Source organism: Patulibacter defluvii (assembly GCF_034096925.1).
Taxonomy (GTDB): domain Bacteria; phylum Actinomycetota; class Thermoleophilia; order Solirubrobacterales; family Solirubrobacteraceae; genus Patulibacter; species Patulibacter defluvii.
On the sequence record NZ_JAWZSQ010000019.1, the window covers coordinates 45,002 to 62,495 of the forward strand.

A 17,494-nucleotide genomic window follows, 5' to 3' on the forward strand; every position below is an offset into this window, starting at 1 on the left:
GCCTCCTCGGTCGTCGGGGCGCTCATCGGCGGGACCGCATCTCGCGGTGGAGCTCGCGGGCGTAGCGGTAGAGGTCGGCGACGTGCTCCTCGGTCGCCTCGCGGGCACCGTCGCCGTCGGCGTCGGCGATCGCGGTCGCGATCGCGCGCTGGCCGGCGACCGCCCGCTCGTGGGCGTCGTCGTCGCGGTAGGTGAGGCCGACCAGCGGGCCGACCTCGGTCTGGAGGTCGACGACGGCGCGGGTCAGCTGGGCCGACTGGGCGGCGGCGGCGATCTCGACCGGGCAGCGGGCGGCGGCCCGGTAGCGGTCGCCGAGGCTCGCGGCCTGCTCCAGCTCGTCGACCGCCCGGTGGACCTGGGCGACGTCGTCGTCGGCGGCGCGGTCGCCGGCCAGCTTGGCCGCCATCCCGGCGACCGCCGCGTAGTGGTCGCAGAGGTCGCGCAGGTCGCCGACCGCGGTCCCCAGCAGCCGGTCCCGCAGCACCGCCACCGCGACCCCCGCCGGTGCCCGCACGAAGCTGCCGCCGCCGCGCCCGCGCTGGGTCCGGACCAGCTCGCGCTCGCGGAGGATCGTCAGCGCCTCGCGGAGGGTCGGGGTCGAGACGGCCAGCGCCCCGGAGAGCTGCTGCTCGCTCGGCAGCCGCTCGCCGTCCGCGAGCAGGCCGAGGGCGATCGCGTCGGCGATCCGGCGCGCCACCAGGCCGGCCTGCCCGTGGTGGGCGACCGGCTCGAAGACCGCTGAGCGAGGGCGGACGGCAGAGGTGCTCTCGGCCACCCGGCCACGCTACCGTGCCCGCCGCACCCCCGGCGGACAGGGTGTCGAACGAGCCGCCCGTCAGCCGCCGGCGATCCGGCCCAGGACCCCGGACTCGACCACGATCACCGCGCCGACCACGGCCAGCACGGCGGGCACCAGCCAGTGGCTCCAGCGCGCGATCACCGCCACCAGCGGCCGGTGGCCGCCGAGCCAGGCCCCGGCCGCGCACCAGACCGCGGTCAGGACGGCGAAGACGGCGACGGTGACCAGGCTCGGCCCGAGCCCGATCGAGCGGAAGAGCGGGGCGTAGAGCGAGAGGTTGTCGGCCCCGTTGGCGATCGTCACCCCGGCCACCGCCAGCACGCCGCTGGCGGCCAGCGGCGCCGGCGGCTGGTCGTCGGCGCGGGCCCGCGCCGCCGCCCACAGCCCGCGCACGCCGAGCGCCAGCGGCACCAGCCCCAGCAGCCCGACCCAGCGGTCGGGGACGATCGTCAGCCCCGCCGCCGCCAGCCCGGCGACCGCCACCAGCGTCCCGATCCCCAGGTACTGGCCGAGCCAGATCGGCGTCAGCGGCCGGCCGCCGGCGCGGGCGGCGACGACCAGCAGCGTCAGCACGACCAGGTCGTCGACGTTGCTGCCGGCGAAGACGCCGCCGGCGGTCAGGATCCGGCCGAGGGCGTCGTCCACCCGCGGCAGCCTAGGGCGCGGCCCGCGCGCTCAGGCGGCCGCCCCGCTGCGCAGCTGGTCGAAGAGCCGCTGCCAGCGGGCCTCGTCGCGCTGCTCCGGCACGTTCAGCGTGATCCGGGTGGTGAGGTCGCCGTAGCGGCGCCGCAGCTCGGCGACCGCCTCCTCGGGCGATCCGATCACGGCGAAGGCGTGCAGCACCTCGTCGTCGATCAGCTCGGCCATGCTGTCCCACTCGCCGCGGCGGGTCTTGGCGTTGAGGTCGTCCTGGAGCGCGCCCCAGCCGTGCAGCTCGAGCACCGGCCGGTAGGCGGGGGTCGAGCCGTAGAAGGCGATCTGCTGGCGGACGAAGGCGATCCCCTGCTCCAGCTCCTCGTCGCTGTCGCGGGCGACGACGAAGGCCGGGGCGGTCAGCTGGAAGCCCTCCAGCGGCTTGCCCGCCTTCGCCCGGCCGCGCTCGATCGCCGGCAGGGTCACCTCGCACACGTAACGCTCGGTCGAGAAGGCGTGGCAGAGCATCCCGTCGGCGACCTCGCCCGCCGCCTCGGTCATCAGCGGCCCGACCGCGGCCAGGAAGACCGGCGGGTTGCCGTGCGGGTTGGGGCCCGGGTCGAAGAACGGGGCCATCAGGGTGTGGGTGTAGAAGTCGCCGCGGAAGTCGAGCTTCTCCCCCGTCTCCCAGGCGCGCCAGATCGCCCGCACGGCCAGCACGAACTCACGCATCCGGGCCGCCGGGCGCGACCACTCCATCGAGTAGCGCTTGGTGATGTGGGGCTTGATCTGCGAGCCGAGGCCGAGCAGGAAGCGCCCGCCCGAGAGCGCCTGGACGTCGTTGGCCTGGAGCGCGACCGTCATCGGGTTGCGGGCGAAGGCGACCGCGATCCCGGTCCCGATCTGGATCCGCTCGGTCCGCTCGGCGGCGACGGTCGCCGCCAGGAACGGGTCGATCTGGGTCTCGGCCGCCCACCAGCCGTCGAAGCCGTCGCGCTCGGCCGCGACCGCCGCGGCGCCCGCTTGATCGACCGTCGCGGCGTAGCCGCCCGCATCCACCTGCATCCTCGACTCCCTCTCCGATTCCACGAGCCACGTGGTCTGTTTCTTCGCGGACGATCCTCGCAGGTCGGGCCGCGGCGCGGGGATCGATCAGGACTCGACGGGCAGCCCGTCCGGCTCGCGCGCCCCCGAGCCGGCGATCCGGCCCTCGCCGGCGGGGCCGGGCGGCAGCGGGGTCAGCACCTCGACCGGCCGCGACTTGCCCTTCAGCGCGACCGTCCCGCGCGAGGTCAGCCGCAGCGGCCGCTGGAGCGCGTCGCGGGTGGCGGCGGTCACCAGCACGTCGTCGCCGGTCTGGCGGGTCGCCGACTCGACCCGCGCCGCGACGTTGACCGCGTCGCCGATGACGCTGAAGTTCAGCCGCCCGGCCCCGCCGATCGATCCGGCCACCACCCGCCCCGAGTTGACCCCGGCGCCCAGCCGCAGCGCGCCGCCGGCCCCGTTGACGGTCCGCACGATCTCGCAGGCGGCCGCGACCGCCCGGTCGGCGTGGTCGGGGAAGAACTCCGGCGCGCCGAAGACGGCCAGCATCCCGTCGCCGAGGAACTTGTCGACGTGGCCGCCGTGACGGCTGACGATCGGGACCACCGTCTCGAATAGCTCGTTGAGCGCCGCGACCACCGCCGGCGCCGCCGACCGCTCGGCGAAGGCGGTGAAGTCGCGGACGTCGCAGAAGAGGATCGAGACGTCGATCTCGACCCCCTCCCGCGGGTAGCGGTCGGAGAGGATGAAGCGGACGATGTCCTTGTCGAGGTAGGTGCCGAACGCCTCCCGCAGCTGCTCGCGCTCCTCCAGCCCGGCCGCCATCTGGTTGAAGTCGTGGAAGAGCTGGCCCAGCTCGTCGCTGCTCTCGGGCGGCAGCCGGAAGGCGTAGTCGCCGCCGCGGACCCGCGCCATCGCCAGCCGCACGCGGCCGATCGGATCGCTGATCGCGCGCGAGAGCAGCGCCGCGACCTCGAGCGACAGCACCAGCCCGACCCCGAGCGAGGTGGCGACGGTCAGCGCCAGCACCCCGGTCCCGCCGCGGTCGGTGACCAGCGCCCCGACCACCATCCCGGTGACGCCGGTCAGGGCCGGCAGCGAGAGCAGGAACCGCTTGCGGACCGGCAGCCCGTGGCGCGCGAACGGGAAGTCGTTCGGCAGCGCGCGGGCGATCTGCTCGATCGCCGGCCGCATCAGCATCTCGGCGATCGCGTAGTTGAGGATCGTCGCGTAGGTGGCCGGCGCCAGGCAGGCGACGGCGATCACCGGCGTCGCCCACCACGGCAGCCCGAGCACCGCCACCACCGCCACGGTGCTCGGCACGATCGCGACCACGTTGATCGTCAGCGCGTTGCGGCGGAACGCGCGCATCGGGAAGTTGGTCGCGGCGTCCCAGGCGGCGATCGTCTGGGCCGACGACGGATCGGGCTCCTGGCGCCAGGCGATCACCTGCACCAGGTAGCCCTGCGAGCGGAGCGCGGCCAGCAGCACCGCGAGCCCGGTGAAGAGCACGCCGATCGCCGCCACCAGCGCCAGCTCGTCGAGCGGCGGCGTGTAGTACGAGCCGATCAGGGCGACCGTGGCCAGGGCGACGGCCATCGCGGCCGGGCCCTGGGTGGCCAGGAAGAGCAGCCGGTAGCGGACCCCGAGCCGCTCGTAGAAGTGCCGCGCCAGGCGGTCGAGCATGGTTCAGTCTCGCGCGTCGGTGGGGACCCGTCACGTCCCCGCCGCGGGGGAGCTGCCGCGTGGGGGTCCCCGGAGGTGCGAGGATCGGCCGATGTCCGCTCGTCGCGCCCTGCCGCTGGCCGCCGTCGTGGCGGCGCTCGCCGTCGCCGGACCGGCCGCCGCCCAGGGCGTCCCGCTGCCCGACCAGCCCGACCCGTCGATCACCGACGGCAGCGCCCAGCGGGCGCTCGACGCCGCCCGCGCCCAGTGGAAGGCCTACGGCGTGCGCCACTACCGGATGCGGGTCCGGCAGCAGTGCTTCTGCCCGCCGCAGTACACCAGCGCGCGTACGATCACCGTCCGCCGCGGCAAGCCGGTCGGCCGGGTCGTCGAGCACCTGCGGCCGTTCGCCACCGTTCCGCGGCTGTTCGCGCGGCTGCAGGAGGCGATCGACGCGAAGGTCTCGCAGCTCGACGTCCGCTACGGCGCCCACGGGGTCCCGCGCGACTTCTTCGTCGACCGCTCGCGGGCGATCGTCGACGAGGAGCGCGGCGTCGGCGTCGACCGCTTCCGGCGGCTGCGCGGGCGCTGAGCTCAGGCTCAGCGGGCGATCGGCGGCAGCGGCAGCGGGTACGGCTCCAGCCGCGCCGGCGGCCGGGTGCGGGAGCCGGTCGGGGCCAGGAACCGCGCCGGCGTCGGGCAGTGGATGCGACGGGCGACCGACCGCCGCGGGCCGCCGTAGAGCGTCCGCAGCGCGTCGCGGTCGGCCGGCTCGACCAGCCGGCAGCGCCAGCGGCCGCGGGGCGGCTCGGCGCAGCTGGTCGGCGCGACCTCGGTCGAGACGGCGGCCATCGTCGAGCAGGCGCCGGTGCGCGACCGGTGCAGCAGCCCGACGGCGTGCAGCAGCTCGTGGACGATCGTTCGCTCGACCAGCGGCCGGAAGCGGCGCACCGTCTGGCGGCTGCGGAGCGCGAAGAGGTTGACCGCGGCCTTGTGGATCGTCCGCTCGCGCGCGTCCTCGGTCGTGCCGACGGTGACGACGTCGGTCTGGCCGCCGACGCCGCTCGGCAGCGCGTCGAGCGGCCGCGGGTTCCAGGCCGAGAGCACGATGTCGGCCCGCTCCAGCTGCGGCACGCGGCTGAAGCGGAGGGCCGAGACGGCGGAGATCGCCTTCAGCGCCCGGCGGATCTCCGGCTCCTGGTTGGCCAGTGCCGGCGCGACCGCGTAGGTCAGCTGCGTGTGGTCCCAGTGGCCGGCCGCCAGCGGGGCCGCGTGGGCCGCGGTGGCCGGCAGCGCGATCGCCGTGGTCAGCAGGACGACGACGGGGATCGCACGGGCCACCGCGCGATCATCCCAGGTCGTCGAACGACCCGTGGCGCCCGGCGCCGGCGGCGAAGCGGGCCGCCCCGTCGAGCGCCCCGCCGGCCAGCGAGGTCAGCCCGTGGGCGAACTCGTTGACCAGCGCCTGCGGCTCGTCGAGCGCCTCCTGCTCCAGCAGCGAGAGCCGGTCCTGGCGCAGGCAGACCTGCGGCAGACGGGCCAGCTCGGCGGCCAGCGCCTCGGCCGCGGCGCGCGCCTCGCCGGGCGCGACGACGCGGTTCACCAGCCCGATCGCCTGCGCCTCGGCGGCGTCGACCGGGCGGCCGGTGAGGACCAGGTCCATCGCCCGGCTGGTGCCGATCAGCCGCGGCAGCCGGACCGTTCCGCCGTCGATCAGCGGCACGCCCCAGCGGCGGCAGAAGACCCCCAGCACGGCGTCGGAGGCGGCCACCCGCAGGTCGCACCAGACCGCCAGCTCGAGCCCGCCGGCGACGGCGTGGCCCTCGATCGCGGCGATCACGGGCTTGGAGAGCCGCATCCGGCTGGGGCCCATCGGGCCGTCGCCGTCGGCGGTCATCCGGTTGCCACGCTCGCTGCCGACCGCCTTCAGGTCGGCGCCGGCGCAGAAGCTGCCGCCCTCGCCCCAGAGCACCGCGACCGCGGCCTCGTCGTCGGCGTCGAAGGCGCGGAAGGCGTCGGCCAGCGCCGCGGCCGTCTCGCCGTCGACCGCGTTGCGGACCTCGGGACGCGACAGGATCACGGTCGTGACCGCTCCCGCGCGCTCGCTGCGGACGTTGCTCATCGGTGCTCCTGGTCGGACTCGGGGCGGGGCGGCGCGCCGATCGCGCCGCGGACGAAGCGGCGCAGCGACGCCAGCAGGTCGGCGACCGGCGGCGCGTCTCCGGAGAGCGGCGAGAGCGGGCCGACCAGCGCCTCGCCGACCCCGCCGACGACCGCGGCGGCGGTGAACTCGACGTCCTGGTCGGGGATCTCGCCGCCGTCGATCGCCTGCCGCAGCAGCTGGGCCAGCAGCGTCCGGTAGGTGCGGCGGTAGGCCAGCCGCTCGGCCTCGACCAGCGGGTCGAGCGGCTCGGCCAGCAGCGCCCAGGCCAGCCGCGGGTTCTGCAGCGCGCGGGCGGCGAAGGTCGCCAGCACCTCCTCGATCCGCTCGCCGGCGGTCGCGCCGGGGCGGTCGGCGGCCTGCTGCATGGCCGCGATCTCGCCCCCGCAGACCCGCCGGAAGAGGTCGACGAAGAGGTGACCCTTGGAGGGGAAGTGGCGGTAGAGCGTGCCGGTCGCGACCCCGGCGCGGGCGGCGATCGCGGTCACCGAGGCGGCCCCGTAGCCGCTCTCGGCGGTCACGTCGTGGGCCGCCTCCAGCAGCCGCGCGCGGGTGCCGCCGGCGGCGGCGAGCAGCGGTCCGGCCTCCACCGCTCAGCCCTTGAAGGTCGACGGGCCGTGGTCGCCGAACGGCTCGTCGCGCTCACGGACCGCCTGCCGGAAGCCGGCCTCCATCGCCCGTCGCTGGAAGCCGTAGCCCTCCTTGGTGTGGCGGGTGATGCCGTCGAAGACCGTCCCCAGCAGCTGGGTGGTGTGGAGGCCCTGGCTGAACAGCTCCTGGTTGATCAGCAGCTTCATCATCATCAGCTGGTTGACGGGCACCCGCGCGATCCGCTCGACCAGGATCTCGGTCCGCTCGTCGAGTTGGTCCGCGGTCGGCGCCTCGATCGCCAGCCCCCACTCCAGCGCCTCGGCGCCGGACAGCGAGTCACCGGTGAAGAGCAGCCGCTTGGCCCGCTGCGGGCCGAGCCGGGCCGCCCACAGCGAGGTCGTCGGCGAGCCCCAGACGCGGGCCGGCGGGTAGCCGATCTTGGCGTCCTCGGCGATCACCAGCAGGTCGGAGCAGAGCGCCATGTCGGTGCCGCCGGCGACGCAGAAGCCGTGGACCTTGCAGACCACCGGCTTGTCGGCGTGGAACAGCGACATGAACCCGCGGACGTTGCGCGACATCATCGCGTAGTCGACCATCGGGTCCCAGGTCTCGCTGGGCAGGTGGTTGAGGGCCATCGTCGCCGGGTGGATCGGCGAGTTCTCCGGCACCGACTCGTCGCCGTAGACGCCCTCGCCCATCCCCTCGGCGCTGGCCAGCAGGTCGTAGCCGCCGCAGAACCCCTTGCCGTTGCCCGACAGCAGGATCACGTGGACGTCGGGGTCGAGGTCGGCGCGCTCGACGCAGCGGACCAGCTCGCCGATCAGCTGCGGGACTATCGCGTTGCCGCGCTCGGGCCGGTTGAGCGTGATCCGGGCGATCCGGTCGGCGACCGCGTAGGTGACGGGGCTCATGCCGCCGCCCCTCCGCCGGCGGCGCGCCGCATGTGACCGCTGCGGTCGCAAAGAGCGCGCGCTCGGCCGGTGTGGGGGGCGCTCATGCCGGCAGCGCCCGGTCGATGATCGCGCGGGCGTCGACCCCGAGCGGCAGCGTGCCGTAGGCGCGGCCGGCCTCGCCGCCGAGCCGGGCGGCGCAGAACGCGTCGGCGACGGCCGCGGTCGAGTGCCGCAGCAGCAGGCTGGCCTGCAGCGCCACGCCCAGGTCCTCGACGATCCGCCGGGCCTGGAACTGGGCCGCGGCCAGCCGCTCGGCCGGGTCGCCGTCGCCGGCGAACAGGCCCTGGACCCGCTCGCGGGTGGCGTCCAGGTGGGCGTCGAAGCGGCGGTCGGCGCCGCTCGCCCGCTCGCACTCGGCCAGGAACGCCGGCAGCCCCTCGGGCTCCTTGCCCAGGGCCCGCAGGACGTCGAGCGCGGCGACGTTGCCCGAGCCCTCCCAGATCGACATCAGCGGCGCGTCGCGGTAGAGCAGCGGCAGGCCCGACTCCTCGACGAAGCCGTTGCCGCCCAGGCACTCCAGCGCCTCGTTGGCGTGCGGCGCGGCGCGCTTGCAGACCCAGTACTTCTCGACCGCGGTCGCGAAGCGGCGGAAGGCGCCGTCGTCCTCGTCGTAGGCGCGGGCGATCCGCAGCGCGGTCGCGGTCGCGGCCTCCGACTCGAGGGCCAGGTCGGCGAGCACGTTGGCCATCGCCGGCTGGTCGACCAGCCGCGCGCCGAACGCCTCGCGGTGGCGGGCGTGGTGGATCGCCTCGACGGTCCCGCGGCGGAGCGAGGTCGTCGATCCGATCAGGCAGTCGAGCCGGGTGTGGTTGACCATCCGGATGATCGCCTGGACGCCGCGGCCCTCCTCCCCCACCAGCCGCCCGCGGGCGCCGCGGAACTCGACCTCCGAGGAGGGCAGCGAGCGGGTCCCGAGCTTGTCCTTCAATCGCTGGAACTCCATCCCCGGGCCGCGCTCGACGAGGAAGCAGGAGGGGCGCTCCGGCTCGGTCTCGGTCTTCGCCAGCACCAGGAAGACGTCGCAGGGCGGGTAGGAGCAGAACCACTTGTGGCCGTGGAGGGCGTAGTCGCCGTCGCCGAGCGCGACGGCGTGGGTGATGTTGGCGCGGACGTCGGAGCCGCCCTGGCGCTCGGTCATCGCCATCCCGGCCAGCGCGCCGCCGTCGTAGTCGGGGCGGGTCAGCCGCTCCTCCCAGCGGGCGGCCAGGTCGGGGGCGCCGTCGCGCAGCGCCGGGATCGCGGCGTAGGTCATCGAGACCGGGCACATGACCCCGCCGTTGGCGTTGCCCCAGAGGCCGAAGAGCGTGGCCCGGACGACGTGCGCGCCCGGCTGCGGATCGCGCCACGGCAGCCCGGCCATCCCGCGCTCGATCGCGCCCCGCAGCAGCCAGTGCCACGAGGGGTCCAGCTCGACCTCGTCGACCCGGTTGCCGTAGCGGTCGTGGGTGCGGAGGATCGGCTCGTTGCGCTCGGCCCGCTCGCCGTGGGCGCGGGCCTCGACGCTGCCGGCGACGGCGCCGGCCTCGCGGGCGCGGTCGACGCCCCAGCCGCCGCCCTCGCGCTCCAGCGCCTCGCGCAGCGCCAGGTCGCTCTCGAAGAGGTTGATCGGCTGCAGCGGCGGCGCCTGGTTGCGGACCGCGCGCGACGCCGGATCGATCGTGGTGGCCGGCGCGCTGCTGCCGGGGGTGACGGTGGTGGCCATCGGATGCTCCTCGCTGGTCCGCCCCGCGGGCCGCCGACGGCCCGTGGGTGAATCTCGATTCACAGTCTGGTGAATCCGGGTTCACAGGTCAAGCCCGATCGCCCGCCGCCGCCCCGGCCGCCCGACGAATCGCCATCTCGCCGCCCGCCCCGCCGCGAAGCGGCGGTTCGACGTCGTCGCGACGGCCGATCGCGATCTCGCCCCCAGGCGGGCGGGCAAACGACGCTTGGCCCGCCCGCCGCCGCCCGTTGGCCGCCGCCCGCCGCCCGCCGCCCGCCGGCGAATCGCCATTTCGCCGCCCGCCCCGCCCGAGGCGGCAGTTCGACGTCGTCGCGACGGCCGATCGTGTTCTCGCCCCGAGGCGGGCGGACAAACGACGCTTGGCCCGCCCGCCGCCCGCCGCCCGCCCGCCTCCGGCCGCCGCCCGCCCGCTCGGCAACCTACGCATCAGTAGGTATGCTCCCGCGCCATGTCGTCACCCATCACCGTCTCGGGCCGCACCGCGGTCATCACCGGCGCCGGGTCCGGGATCGGCCGCGCGCTCGCGCAGCGGATGGCCGCCCACGGCTCGCCGGTCGCCCTCGTCGACTGGGACGAGGAGGGGCTGGAGGAGACCGCGGCCTCGATCAGCGGGCCGGTCCTGCACCACAAGCTCGACGTCCGCGACCGCCAGGCCCAGCTGGCCTTCGCCGCGACGGTCAAGGAGTGGGCGCCGGCGCCGATCGGGATGGTCGTCAACAACGCCGGCGTGACCGTCTCGCAGGCGGTCTCGGGCGCGGCGGTCGAGGACGACGAATGGGTGATGGAGGTCAACTTCTGGGGCGTCGTCCACGGCGTCCGGGCGTGGCTGCCGATCCTCGAGCAGCAGGGCTCGGGCGCGCTGGTCAACGTCTCCAGCGTCTTCGGCCTGATCGGCTGGCCGACGCAGGCCGCCTACTGCGCCTCGAAGGCCGCCGTCCGCGGCTTCACCGAGTCGCTGCGCCACGAGCTGCGCGGCACCGACGTGCGCGCGATCGCCGTCCACCCGGGCGGGATCGCCACCCACATCGTCGACAACGCTCGCTTCCACGTCGACGACCAGGGCGGCACCGACCACGGCAAGCTCCGCCAGGACTTCAACAAGGTCGCGCGGACCTCGCCCGAGAAGGCGGCGGAGACGATTCACCGCGGCGTCGAGCGTGGCCGCGACCGGATCCTGATCGGCCCCGACGCGACGATGCTCTCGCTGCTCGTGCGGGCGGCGCCGGTCCGCTACTTCGACGTGATCAAGCGGCTGGAGCCGCTCGTCCGGCGCTGAGCGGCGCGGCGCGGCGGTCAGCCCGCGGCCGCCGCGCCGCAGCCCTCGATCCGCCGCAGCGTCCGCCGCTCCGGCGCCCCCAGCCGTTCCAGCTCCGCCTGCAGCAGGTAACGCCGCAGCTCCGCGATCGGGATCCGCTCGCGGAGGCAGGCGAAGTAGCGGTCGCAGGCCGCCTCGACGTCCGGGACCCCGCTCGCGTTCTGCCGGCAGGCGGTCGTGATCGCGAGCTTCAGCGCCGGGTTGGCGTAGCCGCCGCCGACCTCCGGATAGCGGGCGTTGATCCGCAGCACGCAGAGGTCGCCGGCCTTGCCGAGCTTCGGCTCGAGCAGCGCCTGTGCGTCCCCGCGCCGGACCCGCCCGACCAGCCGCTCGACCGTCGGCGCCGGGACGTTGTCCTTCAGGCAGCGGAAGAGGCCGCGGCAGAAGTCGCCGTTGCCGGCGCTCTCGACGCAGCCCGCCACGAAGTCGGACTCAGCGAACTCGGCGTCGTAGGAGAACGGCTTGCGCTCGCCGCCGCCGCAGCCGGCGAGCACCAGCGCGACCAGGATCAGGAGCGACCGTCGCACCGGATCAGCCCCTACCGGTAGCCGGTCGGGTCGGCCGGCCGACCCGGGTCCTGGACCTCGACCATGTAGCGCCAGCAGTCCGGCTGCGAGCCGTCGACGTCGGTGAAGCCGTACTCCCGCGCCAGGCCTCCGGAGGAGAACGAGCCGCCGTTGCGGCGCGCCCGGTCGGGGTCGGCGGCGAGCGCGGCGACGGCGCGGCCGACGAACCGCGGGCTCTCGGAGATCGCGGCGAAGTGCTCGTTGATCCGCGCCCCGTCGCGCCAGTTGGCCTCGCTGACGCCGTAGTGGTCGAGCATGATCTCCGACCGCATCCAGCCCGGCGTCAGCGCGACCGCGGTCGCGCCGTGCGGCTCGAGCTCGTGGGCCTGGGCGAACGCCAGCCGCAGCACCGCCGTCTTCGCCAGGTCGTAGAAGGCGCTGTTGCGGTAGTGCGCGCCGTTGTACTCGCGGGTGCCGTCGGTCATCTCGACCACCAGCCCGCCCGGCCGGCGGATCAGCAGCGGCAGCGCGTGGTGGCTGGTGATCAGGTGGGTGTCGATCGCCAGCCGCAGCAGCCGCAGGCCGTCGTCGAGGTCGTGCTCCCACAGCGGGACGTTCCAGCCGAAGAGGTTCTCGGCGCCCCAGACGTCGTTGACCAGCACGTCCAGCCGCCCCTGCTCGCGGTCGATCCGCGCCACCAGCTCCGCCACCGCGTCGCTCTCCAGGTGGTCGACCACGACCGCGATCCCCCGCCCGCCCGCCGCGTCGACCAGCGCCGCAGTCTCCTCGATCGTCTCCGGCCGGTCGTACTCGGAGCGGCGGCCGGCCGTGCTGCGGCCCGTGCAGTAGACGGTCGCCCCCGCCTCGCCGAGCGCGACCGCCGTCCCCCGCCCCGCCCCGCGCGTCGCGCCGGCGACCAGTGCCACCCGCCCGGCGAGCGGTCGCCGTTGCCCACCGTCGCTCTCGGTCATCGTCCGATCATCGCGATCGCGCCGGTCGTCGCGCCCGAACCGCTGCCGACCGGCGCCCGGGGCGCTACCGTAGGCAGCGGGGTCGGGGGGTGTCGCGACGACCGGTTCGGGTACGGGTGGTGCCCGGCGACCGGAGCGCGGTCCGGCCACCACCACGCTCCCAGGGGAAGGAACACCATGCTCGTTCGTCATCGTCGCCTGCCGCTGGCCGTCACCGCGGCGCTCGCCGCGTCGCTGCTGGTCGCGCCGTCGGCCGGCGCCTGGGGCGGGATGCCCGAGTCGGTCTCGAAGAAGCCGACCACCGACCAGGGCCGCGAGGCGATCACGCACTGCCCGGACGTCTCGCGCTCGGTCGTCAAGTGCGATCACGTGCCCGGCTACTGGACCCCGGGCGGCGGCGGCTCCGTCAGCCACAAGGGCTGGCCGAAGGTCTCCGGGATCCTCTGGCAGGTCGTCCAGAACAGCAACCGCGGCGAGCAGGTCGAGGCGACCCGCTGGGCCGACTGGCTGCTCGGCCGCCACGGCAGCGACACGATCCGCGGCGGCGAGGGCCCCGACGTGATCTGGGGCGACTCGGTGCCCGGCCCGGCCAACAACGGCCGCCAGAAGGACCTGCTCGACGGCGGTCCTGGCAACGACTGGATCTACGCCAGCCACGGCACCAACACGATCCTCGGTGGCGAGGGCAACGACTACATCTCGGCCTACTACGGGCGCGGCACCGTCGACTGCGGCCCCGGTCGCGACACCGTCCGGATCATCGCCAAGAAGCGCAACCGCAACCGCTCGAAGTACAAGCTGAGCAACTGCGAGAAGGTGACCTACACCAGCAAGCGCTAGCGGGTGCCGCGGCGGGCGACCGGGCTCTCGACGACCCCGGTCGTCAGCCCGTCGATCGGCACCCGGTGGATGTCGCTGATCGGGCCGTGGTGGTCGTCGACCCGCGCGAAGTGGGCGGCGCAGTCGGCCGAGCAGAAGCAGCGCAGGGCCGGATCGTCCTCGTCGTGGGGGGCGATCGCGGCCTCGGCCGGGATCGAGAGCCCGCAGACCGGGTCGATCACCGTCCGCCCCGAGTCGCCGGTCCACAGGTCGAGCTCCTGGACCACCACCGGCCGCGCGACCCCGGCGATCGCCACCGGCCCGAGCGTCGCGAGGCTGGCCCACTGCGGCAGCGACTGGCGCTCGGCCGCGGCCACCAGCAGCTGGCCGGCCGCCGCCACGTCGCAGAGCCGGGCCGCGACGTTGATCGCCGCTCCGACGTAGTCGTCGCCCTCGAACATGATCACCGGGCCGCGGCAGATACCGCCGCGGACGGCCAGCGGGCTGGCGCCGCCCAGGTGGTGGCGGATCTCCAGCGTCGCCGCGGTCAGCGCGTCCTGGTCGATGCAGGAGAGCATCACCCCGTCGCCGAGCCACTTGGTGACCCGCACGCCGCGCCGCTCGGCGGCCCGCCGCACGACCGACCGCATCAGCGCCAGGACGGCGACCGCCTCCTCGTCGCCGTTGGCGTCGGTGTAGCCGCTGAACCCGCAGAGGTCCAGGAACGCGAAGCAGCGATCGACCCTCATCGGGCGGCGGCAGCGGGTCGGTGGGCTGAACGGACGGGCACGAGCGGCGACCTTTCACGGTAGCGGTTCCGTGACGGAGCCCACACCCCCCGGAAGGGCGGATCGGACCGGCGCCGCAGGACGTTCACGAGCCACGGGCCGCGGTCGACTAGCGTCCCGGCGATGCGCTTCGAGGTCCTGGGCCACACCGTCGGCGCGCCGCTCGGCGGCGCCTGCTCCGGCTACCTGGTGCACGCCTCCGGGGGCACGATCCTGCTCGACTGCGGTCCCGGCACGCTCGAGCGGGTCTGGCGCCGCGGGCTCGCCGACCGGCTGGCGGCGATCGTCCTCTCCCACGCCCACGCCGACCACCTGCTCGACCTGGTGCCGTGGTCGACCAGCGTCACCGCCGGCGAGCTGGCCCACCGCCGCGGCGGCGAGGCGAGCGCGCCGACGCCGCTCTACCTGCCGCGCGAGCACGGGCCGCAGACGCTGGCCGCGCTGGTCGACGCGCTCGGCCTGCGCGACGACCGCTTCAGCAGCGCCTTCGCCCTCCGCGAGTACGACGAGGGGGACCGGCTGACCGTCGCCGGCTCGGAGATCGGCTTCGCCCGCACCGCCCATCCCGTCCCCTGCTTCGCGCCGCGGATCGAGCAGGACGGGCGCACGATCGTCTACGGCGCCGACGGGGCCTACTCCGACGCGCTGGTCGAGCATGCCCGCGACGCCGACCTGCTGGTGCTCGAGGCGACCTACCTCGATCCCGATCCCGGCCAGCAGCGCTACGGCCACCTGACCGGCCAGGAGGCGGGCGAGATCGCCGCCGCCGCCGGCGCCCGCCGGCTGCTGCTGACCCACCTCCTCCCCCGTCCCGACGAGAACCTGGAGAACCTGGCCCGCGCGCGGGCGGCGTTCGGGGGCACGGTCGACCTGGCCCGCGAGGACCTGACGATCGTCGTCTGAACGGCCGCGGGCTCAGCGCGTGATCAGGATCCGCGCCGAGCGCTCCCCGTCGCGGTTGCCGGCCCGGTCGATCGCGGTCAGCTGCAGCCGGTAGACGCCCGGTCGCAGCGTCCGGTGGCCGAACCGCGGCGTGATCGAGAGCGTCGTGCGGCCCGCCAGCAGCCGCAGCCGGCGGGTGCCGGGCAGGGTCGCGTAGCGGGTGCAGCGCTGGCTGCGGCGGACCGCGTCCGGCCGCCGGACGGCGACGCAGCGCCCACCGCTGCGGCGTCCGGTCCGCGCCTGCAGCACCCGCAGCCGGACCGTCGCCGGCTGGGTGACGCGGATCGTCAGCGCGGCGCGGGTCGCCGGGCGGCGACTGCGGGGGCCGCTGCGGCGGGTCAGGTGCCAGCGGGCCGGGGCGATCCGGACGCCGCGGATCCGGACCGGCGGCGGTGGGGTCGGCACGAAGTCGGCCTGGGCCTGCTGGGCGGCGGCCATCGAGACGGTGCAGGTGGGCGCGCTGCCGGCGGCGGCGCAGGCCCCGCCCCAGCCGCGGAAGATCGCGCCGCTGAACGGGGTCGCGCGCAGGGTCACCGTCCGGCCCTGGCCGTAGCGCTGGCCGCAGTCGGTCCCGCAGTCGATCCCCGGAGGGTCGCTGGCGACCGCGCCGAGCGCCGGTCCGCCGCCGCCGATCGTCACCCGCAGCGGCTGCATCGCCGGCGGCCGCCGGTCGGGGGCGTCGAAGCGCAGCACCCGGTCGTTGCCGGCGTCGGCCACCAGCAGCGTGCCGCCGTCGGGGCTGAGGGCCAGGTTGCCGGGGTCGATCACCTGCGCCGGGCCGCTGCCCTCGGTCGCGAGCACGTCCCAGGCGCGGCCGCCGTTGCCGTCGGGGACGCCGCGCAGGATCCGGGCGCCGTCGGCGGTCTTCGGCCGCGCCTCGGCGACGTAGAGCGTGCCGTCGGGCCCGACGGCGAGGCCGGTCGGGTGGTCCCAGCTGCCGCCGCCGGGCGGCGCGATCCGCACCCCGGCCCGCAGATCGAGCAGCGACGAGGCGGTCGTCGCCCAGAGCCCGTCGCCGGGCCCGGTGGCGACCGCCGACGGCCGACCGAGGCCGCCGCGGACCGTCGTGGTGGTGCCGTCGGGCGCGATCCGCAGCACCGTGCCGTGGCCGGTGTCGGCGACGTAGACGCTGCCGTCGGCGGCGCTGGCCAGCCCCCGCGGCCGCGACAGCTGGCCGCGCGGCGACGTGTAGGCGACGGCGCCGGCGCGGTCGATCCGGACCAGCCGGCTGTTGTAGGTGTCGGCGACCCAGAGGTTGCCGGCGCCGTCGAAGGCGACCGCCCCCGGCAGCAGGTACTGCCCCTCCTTGCTGCCCGGCGTGGCGAAGCCGTTGAGGCGGTTGATCCGGCCCAGCTGCGCCTCGTAGGTGCCGTCGGCGGCGAAGAGCGCGATCCGGTGGTCGAAGCTGTCGGCGACCGCGATCCCGCCGCCGGGCCCGAAGGTCACGCCGCGCGGCCGCGTCAGGTAGCCGGGACCGCGGCCGGCGATGCCCCACGCCCCGGTCACCGCGCCGTCGCGGTCGAGCCGCTGGATCCGGTTGTTGGCGGTGTCGGCCACCAGCACCCCGGCGGCGGTCGGGCTGGCGGCGACGGCGCGGACGATCGAGAAGCGGCCGATCCGGTGGCCGTTGCCGCCGAAGGTCCCGAGGTAGGCGTAGCTGCGCTGGTCGAAGACGTTGACCCGGCCGTTGAGGTTGTCGGCCACGTAGACCTGGCCGGAGGCGTCGACGCCGACGTCGTAGGGCGCCCGGAACTGCCCGAGCCCGCGGCCGAAGGCGCCGAACGCGCCGACCTTGCGCAGCGTCCGCGCCTGCAGGACGACGATCCGGTGCTGCTGGTTGTCGGCCACGTAGAGCCGCTTGCCGGACGGGTCGACGGCCAGCCCCTGCGGCCACTGCAGCCGCACCGTGCCGCGGTTGGTGACCTTCGGCGGGCCGTACGGCCGCAGCGTGTTCGGGTCGAGGGCGAACCGCTCGACCCGGTCGCGGCCGCTGTCGGCCACGTAGACGACGACCGTCCGGCCCGGCGCCCGCTGGTCGACCGCGATCCCGCTGACGGTGATCCCGCTGTCCGGCCGGGTGCCGCCGTTCTTGAGCGAGAAGACGCTGCTGTCGCCGAAGCTGCCGAGGAAGCGGCCGTCGGCGCCGGAGAAGATCTGGACCCGGTCGTGGGCGCTGTCGAGCACGAACACGCGGCCGCTGCGGTCGACGGCGACGCCGCCGATCACGCCCAGCCGGCCGAGCTCGCCGCGGGTCGCCAGGGCCCCGAACGAGAACCGCCGGTTGCCGTTGGCGTCGAAGGCCTGGATCGTCCCGCTGTACTGGTCGCCGACGTAGAAGCCGCCGCTCTGCGGATCGACCGCCACGCCCTGGGGGAAGCGGAAGACGGCGGGGCCGTGCGGGTCCTCGCCGACCACCGACGGCTGCAGCGCCGGCGGTGGGTCGGCCGCCGCCGCGGGAGCGGCCGCGGCGCTCAGCCCGACCACGGCCAGCAGCGCCAGCCGCCACCCGGCCCCCAACCCTGATCGGCGGACGATCCGCGCGCGCATGCGACGGATGGTGCCCCCTCGGCCGCCGTCGTGCGCC

The 17,494-nt window shown here is 75.5% G+C and carries 17 protein-coding genes; 4 read left to right on the top strand and 13 right to left on the bottom strand.

Features of this window, described 5'->3' with window-relative positions:
• Window positions 1-22: 22 nt before the first annotated feature.
• From SH587_RS17775 to SH587_RS17790, 4 genes are all read right to left on the bottom strand, one after another.
• The gene (locus SH587_RS17775; protein WP_320671987.1) at window positions 23-775 is read right to left on the bottom strand and encodes a FadR/GntR family transcriptional regulator; all 753 of its coding nucleotides are present in this window, start codon (window positions 773-775) and stop codon (window positions 23-25) included.
• Window positions 776-835: 60 nt separating this feature from the next.
• Window positions 836-1,444 (bottom strand): cadmium resistance transporter, encoded by a 609-nt coding sequence (locus tag SH587_RS17780; RefSeq protein ID WP_320671988.1) that lies wholly within the window; start codon window positions 1,442-1,444, stop codon window positions 836-838.
• Window positions 1,445-1,474: 30 nt separating this feature from the next.
• Window positions 1,475-2,497, bottom strand: coding sequence for a TIGR03617 family F420-dependent LLM class oxidoreductase (locus SH587_RS17785; protein ID WP_320671989.1), 1,023 nt, complete (start codon window positions 2,495-2,497; stop codon window positions 1,475-1,477).
• Between the two features lie 87 nt (window positions 2,498-2,584).
• Window positions 2,585-4,162, bottom strand: coding sequence for an adenylate/guanylate cyclase domain-containing protein (locus SH587_RS17790; protein ID WP_320671990.1), 1,578 nt, complete (start codon window positions 4,160-4,162; stop codon window positions 2,585-2,587).
• A 91-nt stretch (window positions 4,163-4,253) separates the two neighbouring features.
• Between SH587_RS17790 and SH587_RS17795 the strand changes: the two genes are divergently transcribed.
• Window positions 4,254-4,733: a DUF6174 domain-containing protein gene (locus SH587_RS17795; RefSeq protein WP_320671991.1), complete on the top strand. Its 480-nt coding sequence runs from the start codon at window positions 4,254-4,256 to the stop codon at window positions 4,731-4,733.
• Window positions 4,734-4,741: 8 nt separating this feature from the next.
• On the opposite strand, the gene SH587_RS17800 is transcribed toward SH587_RS17795, so the two are convergent.
• From SH587_RS17800 to SH587_RS17820, 5 genes are all read right to left on the bottom strand, one after another.
• Window positions 4,742-5,482 carry a matrixin family metalloprotease gene (locus tag SH587_RS17800; protein WP_320671992.1) on the bottom strand — a complete coding sequence of 247 codons (741 nt, stop codon included), beginning with the start codon at window positions 5,480-5,482 and terminating at the stop codon, window positions 4,742-4,744.
• Between the two features lie 7 nt (window positions 5,483-5,489).
• Window positions 5,490-6,263, bottom strand: a complete 774-nt coding sequence (locus SH587_RS17805) for a crotonase/enoyl-CoA hydratase family protein (protein WP_320671993.1) — start codon at window positions 6,261-6,263, stop codon at window positions 5,490-5,492.
• Complete coding sequence (locus SH587_RS17810; RefSeq protein WP_320671994.1) at window positions 6,260-6,892, bottom strand: TetR/AcrR family transcriptional regulator; 633 nt, start codon at window positions 6,890-6,892, stop codon at window positions 6,260-6,262. The genes SH587_RS17805 and SH587_RS17810 overlap by 4 nt, the downstream gene beginning before the upstream one ends.
• A 3-nt stretch (window positions 6,893-6,895) precedes the next feature.
• Complete coding sequence (locus SH587_RS17815) at window positions 6,896-7,804, bottom strand: crotonase/enoyl-CoA hydratase family protein (RefSeq protein ID WP_320671995.1); 909 nt, start codon at window positions 7,802-7,804, stop codon at window positions 6,896-6,898.
• A gap of 82 nt (window positions 7,805-7,886) precedes the next feature.
• Window positions 7,887-9,548, bottom strand: coding sequence for an acyl-CoA dehydrogenase family protein (locus tag SH587_RS17820; protein WP_320671996.1), 1,662 nt, complete (start codon window positions 9,546-9,548; stop codon window positions 7,887-7,889).
• Between the two features lie 469 nt (window positions 9,549-10,017).
• Between SH587_RS17820 and SH587_RS17825 the strand changes: the two genes are divergently transcribed.
• The gene (locus SH587_RS17825) at window positions 10,018-10,845 is read left to right on the top strand and encodes an SDR family NAD(P)-dependent oxidoreductase (protein WP_320671997.1); all 828 of its coding nucleotides are present in this window, start codon (window positions 10,018-10,020) and stop codon (window positions 10,843-10,845) included.
• Between the two features lie 17 nt (window positions 10,846-10,862).
• Here the strand turns inward: SH587_RS17825 and SH587_RS17830 are convergent, their stop codons facing one another.
• Both SH587_RS17830 and SH587_RS17835 read right to left on the bottom strand, forming a co-directional pair.
• Window positions 10,863-11,411: a hypothetical protein gene (locus SH587_RS17830; RefSeq protein WP_320671998.1), complete on the bottom strand. Its 549-nt coding sequence runs from the start codon at window positions 11,409-11,411 to the stop codon at window positions 10,863-10,865.
• A gap of 11 nt (window positions 11,412-11,422) precedes the next feature.
• Complete coding sequence (locus SH587_RS17835) at window positions 11,423-12,361, bottom strand: SDR family oxidoreductase (protein ID WP_320671999.1); 939 nt, start codon at window positions 12,359-12,361, stop codon at window positions 11,423-11,425.
• A gap of 177 nt (window positions 12,362-12,538) precedes the next feature.
• Here SH587_RS17835 and SH587_RS17840 point away from each other — a divergent pair, with 177 nt between their 5' ends.
• Window positions 12,539-13,201 (top strand): calcium-binding protein, encoded by a 663-nt coding sequence (locus SH587_RS17840; RefSeq protein WP_320672000.1) that lies wholly within the window; start codon window positions 12,539-12,541, stop codon window positions 13,199-13,201.
• On the opposite strand, the gene SH587_RS17845 is transcribed toward SH587_RS17840, so the two are convergent.
• On the bottom strand, window positions 13,198-13,929 hold the full coding sequence (locus tag SH587_RS17845; protein ID WP_320672001.1) for an adenylate/guanylate cyclase domain-containing protein: 732 nt from the start codon (window positions 13,927-13,929) through the stop codon (window positions 13,198-13,200). The genes SH587_RS17840 and SH587_RS17845 overlap by 4 nt on opposite strands.
• Window positions 13,930-14,091: 162 nt before the next feature.
• Here SH587_RS17845 and SH587_RS17850 point away from each other — a divergent pair, with 162 nt between their 5' ends.
• Window positions 14,092-14,871, top strand: coding sequence for an MBL fold metallo-hydrolase (locus SH587_RS17850; RefSeq protein ID WP_320672002.1), 780 nt, complete (start codon window positions 14,092-14,094; stop codon window positions 14,869-14,871).
• Window positions 14,872-14,883: 12 nt separating this feature from the next.
• On the opposite strand, the gene SH587_RS17855 is transcribed toward SH587_RS17850, so the two are convergent.
• On the bottom strand, window positions 14,884-17,457 hold the full coding sequence (locus tag SH587_RS17855) for an NHL repeat-containing protein (protein WP_320672003.1): 2,574 nt from the start codon (window positions 17,455-17,457) through the stop codon (window positions 14,884-14,886).
• Window positions 17,458-17,494 lie beyond the last annotated feature (37 nt).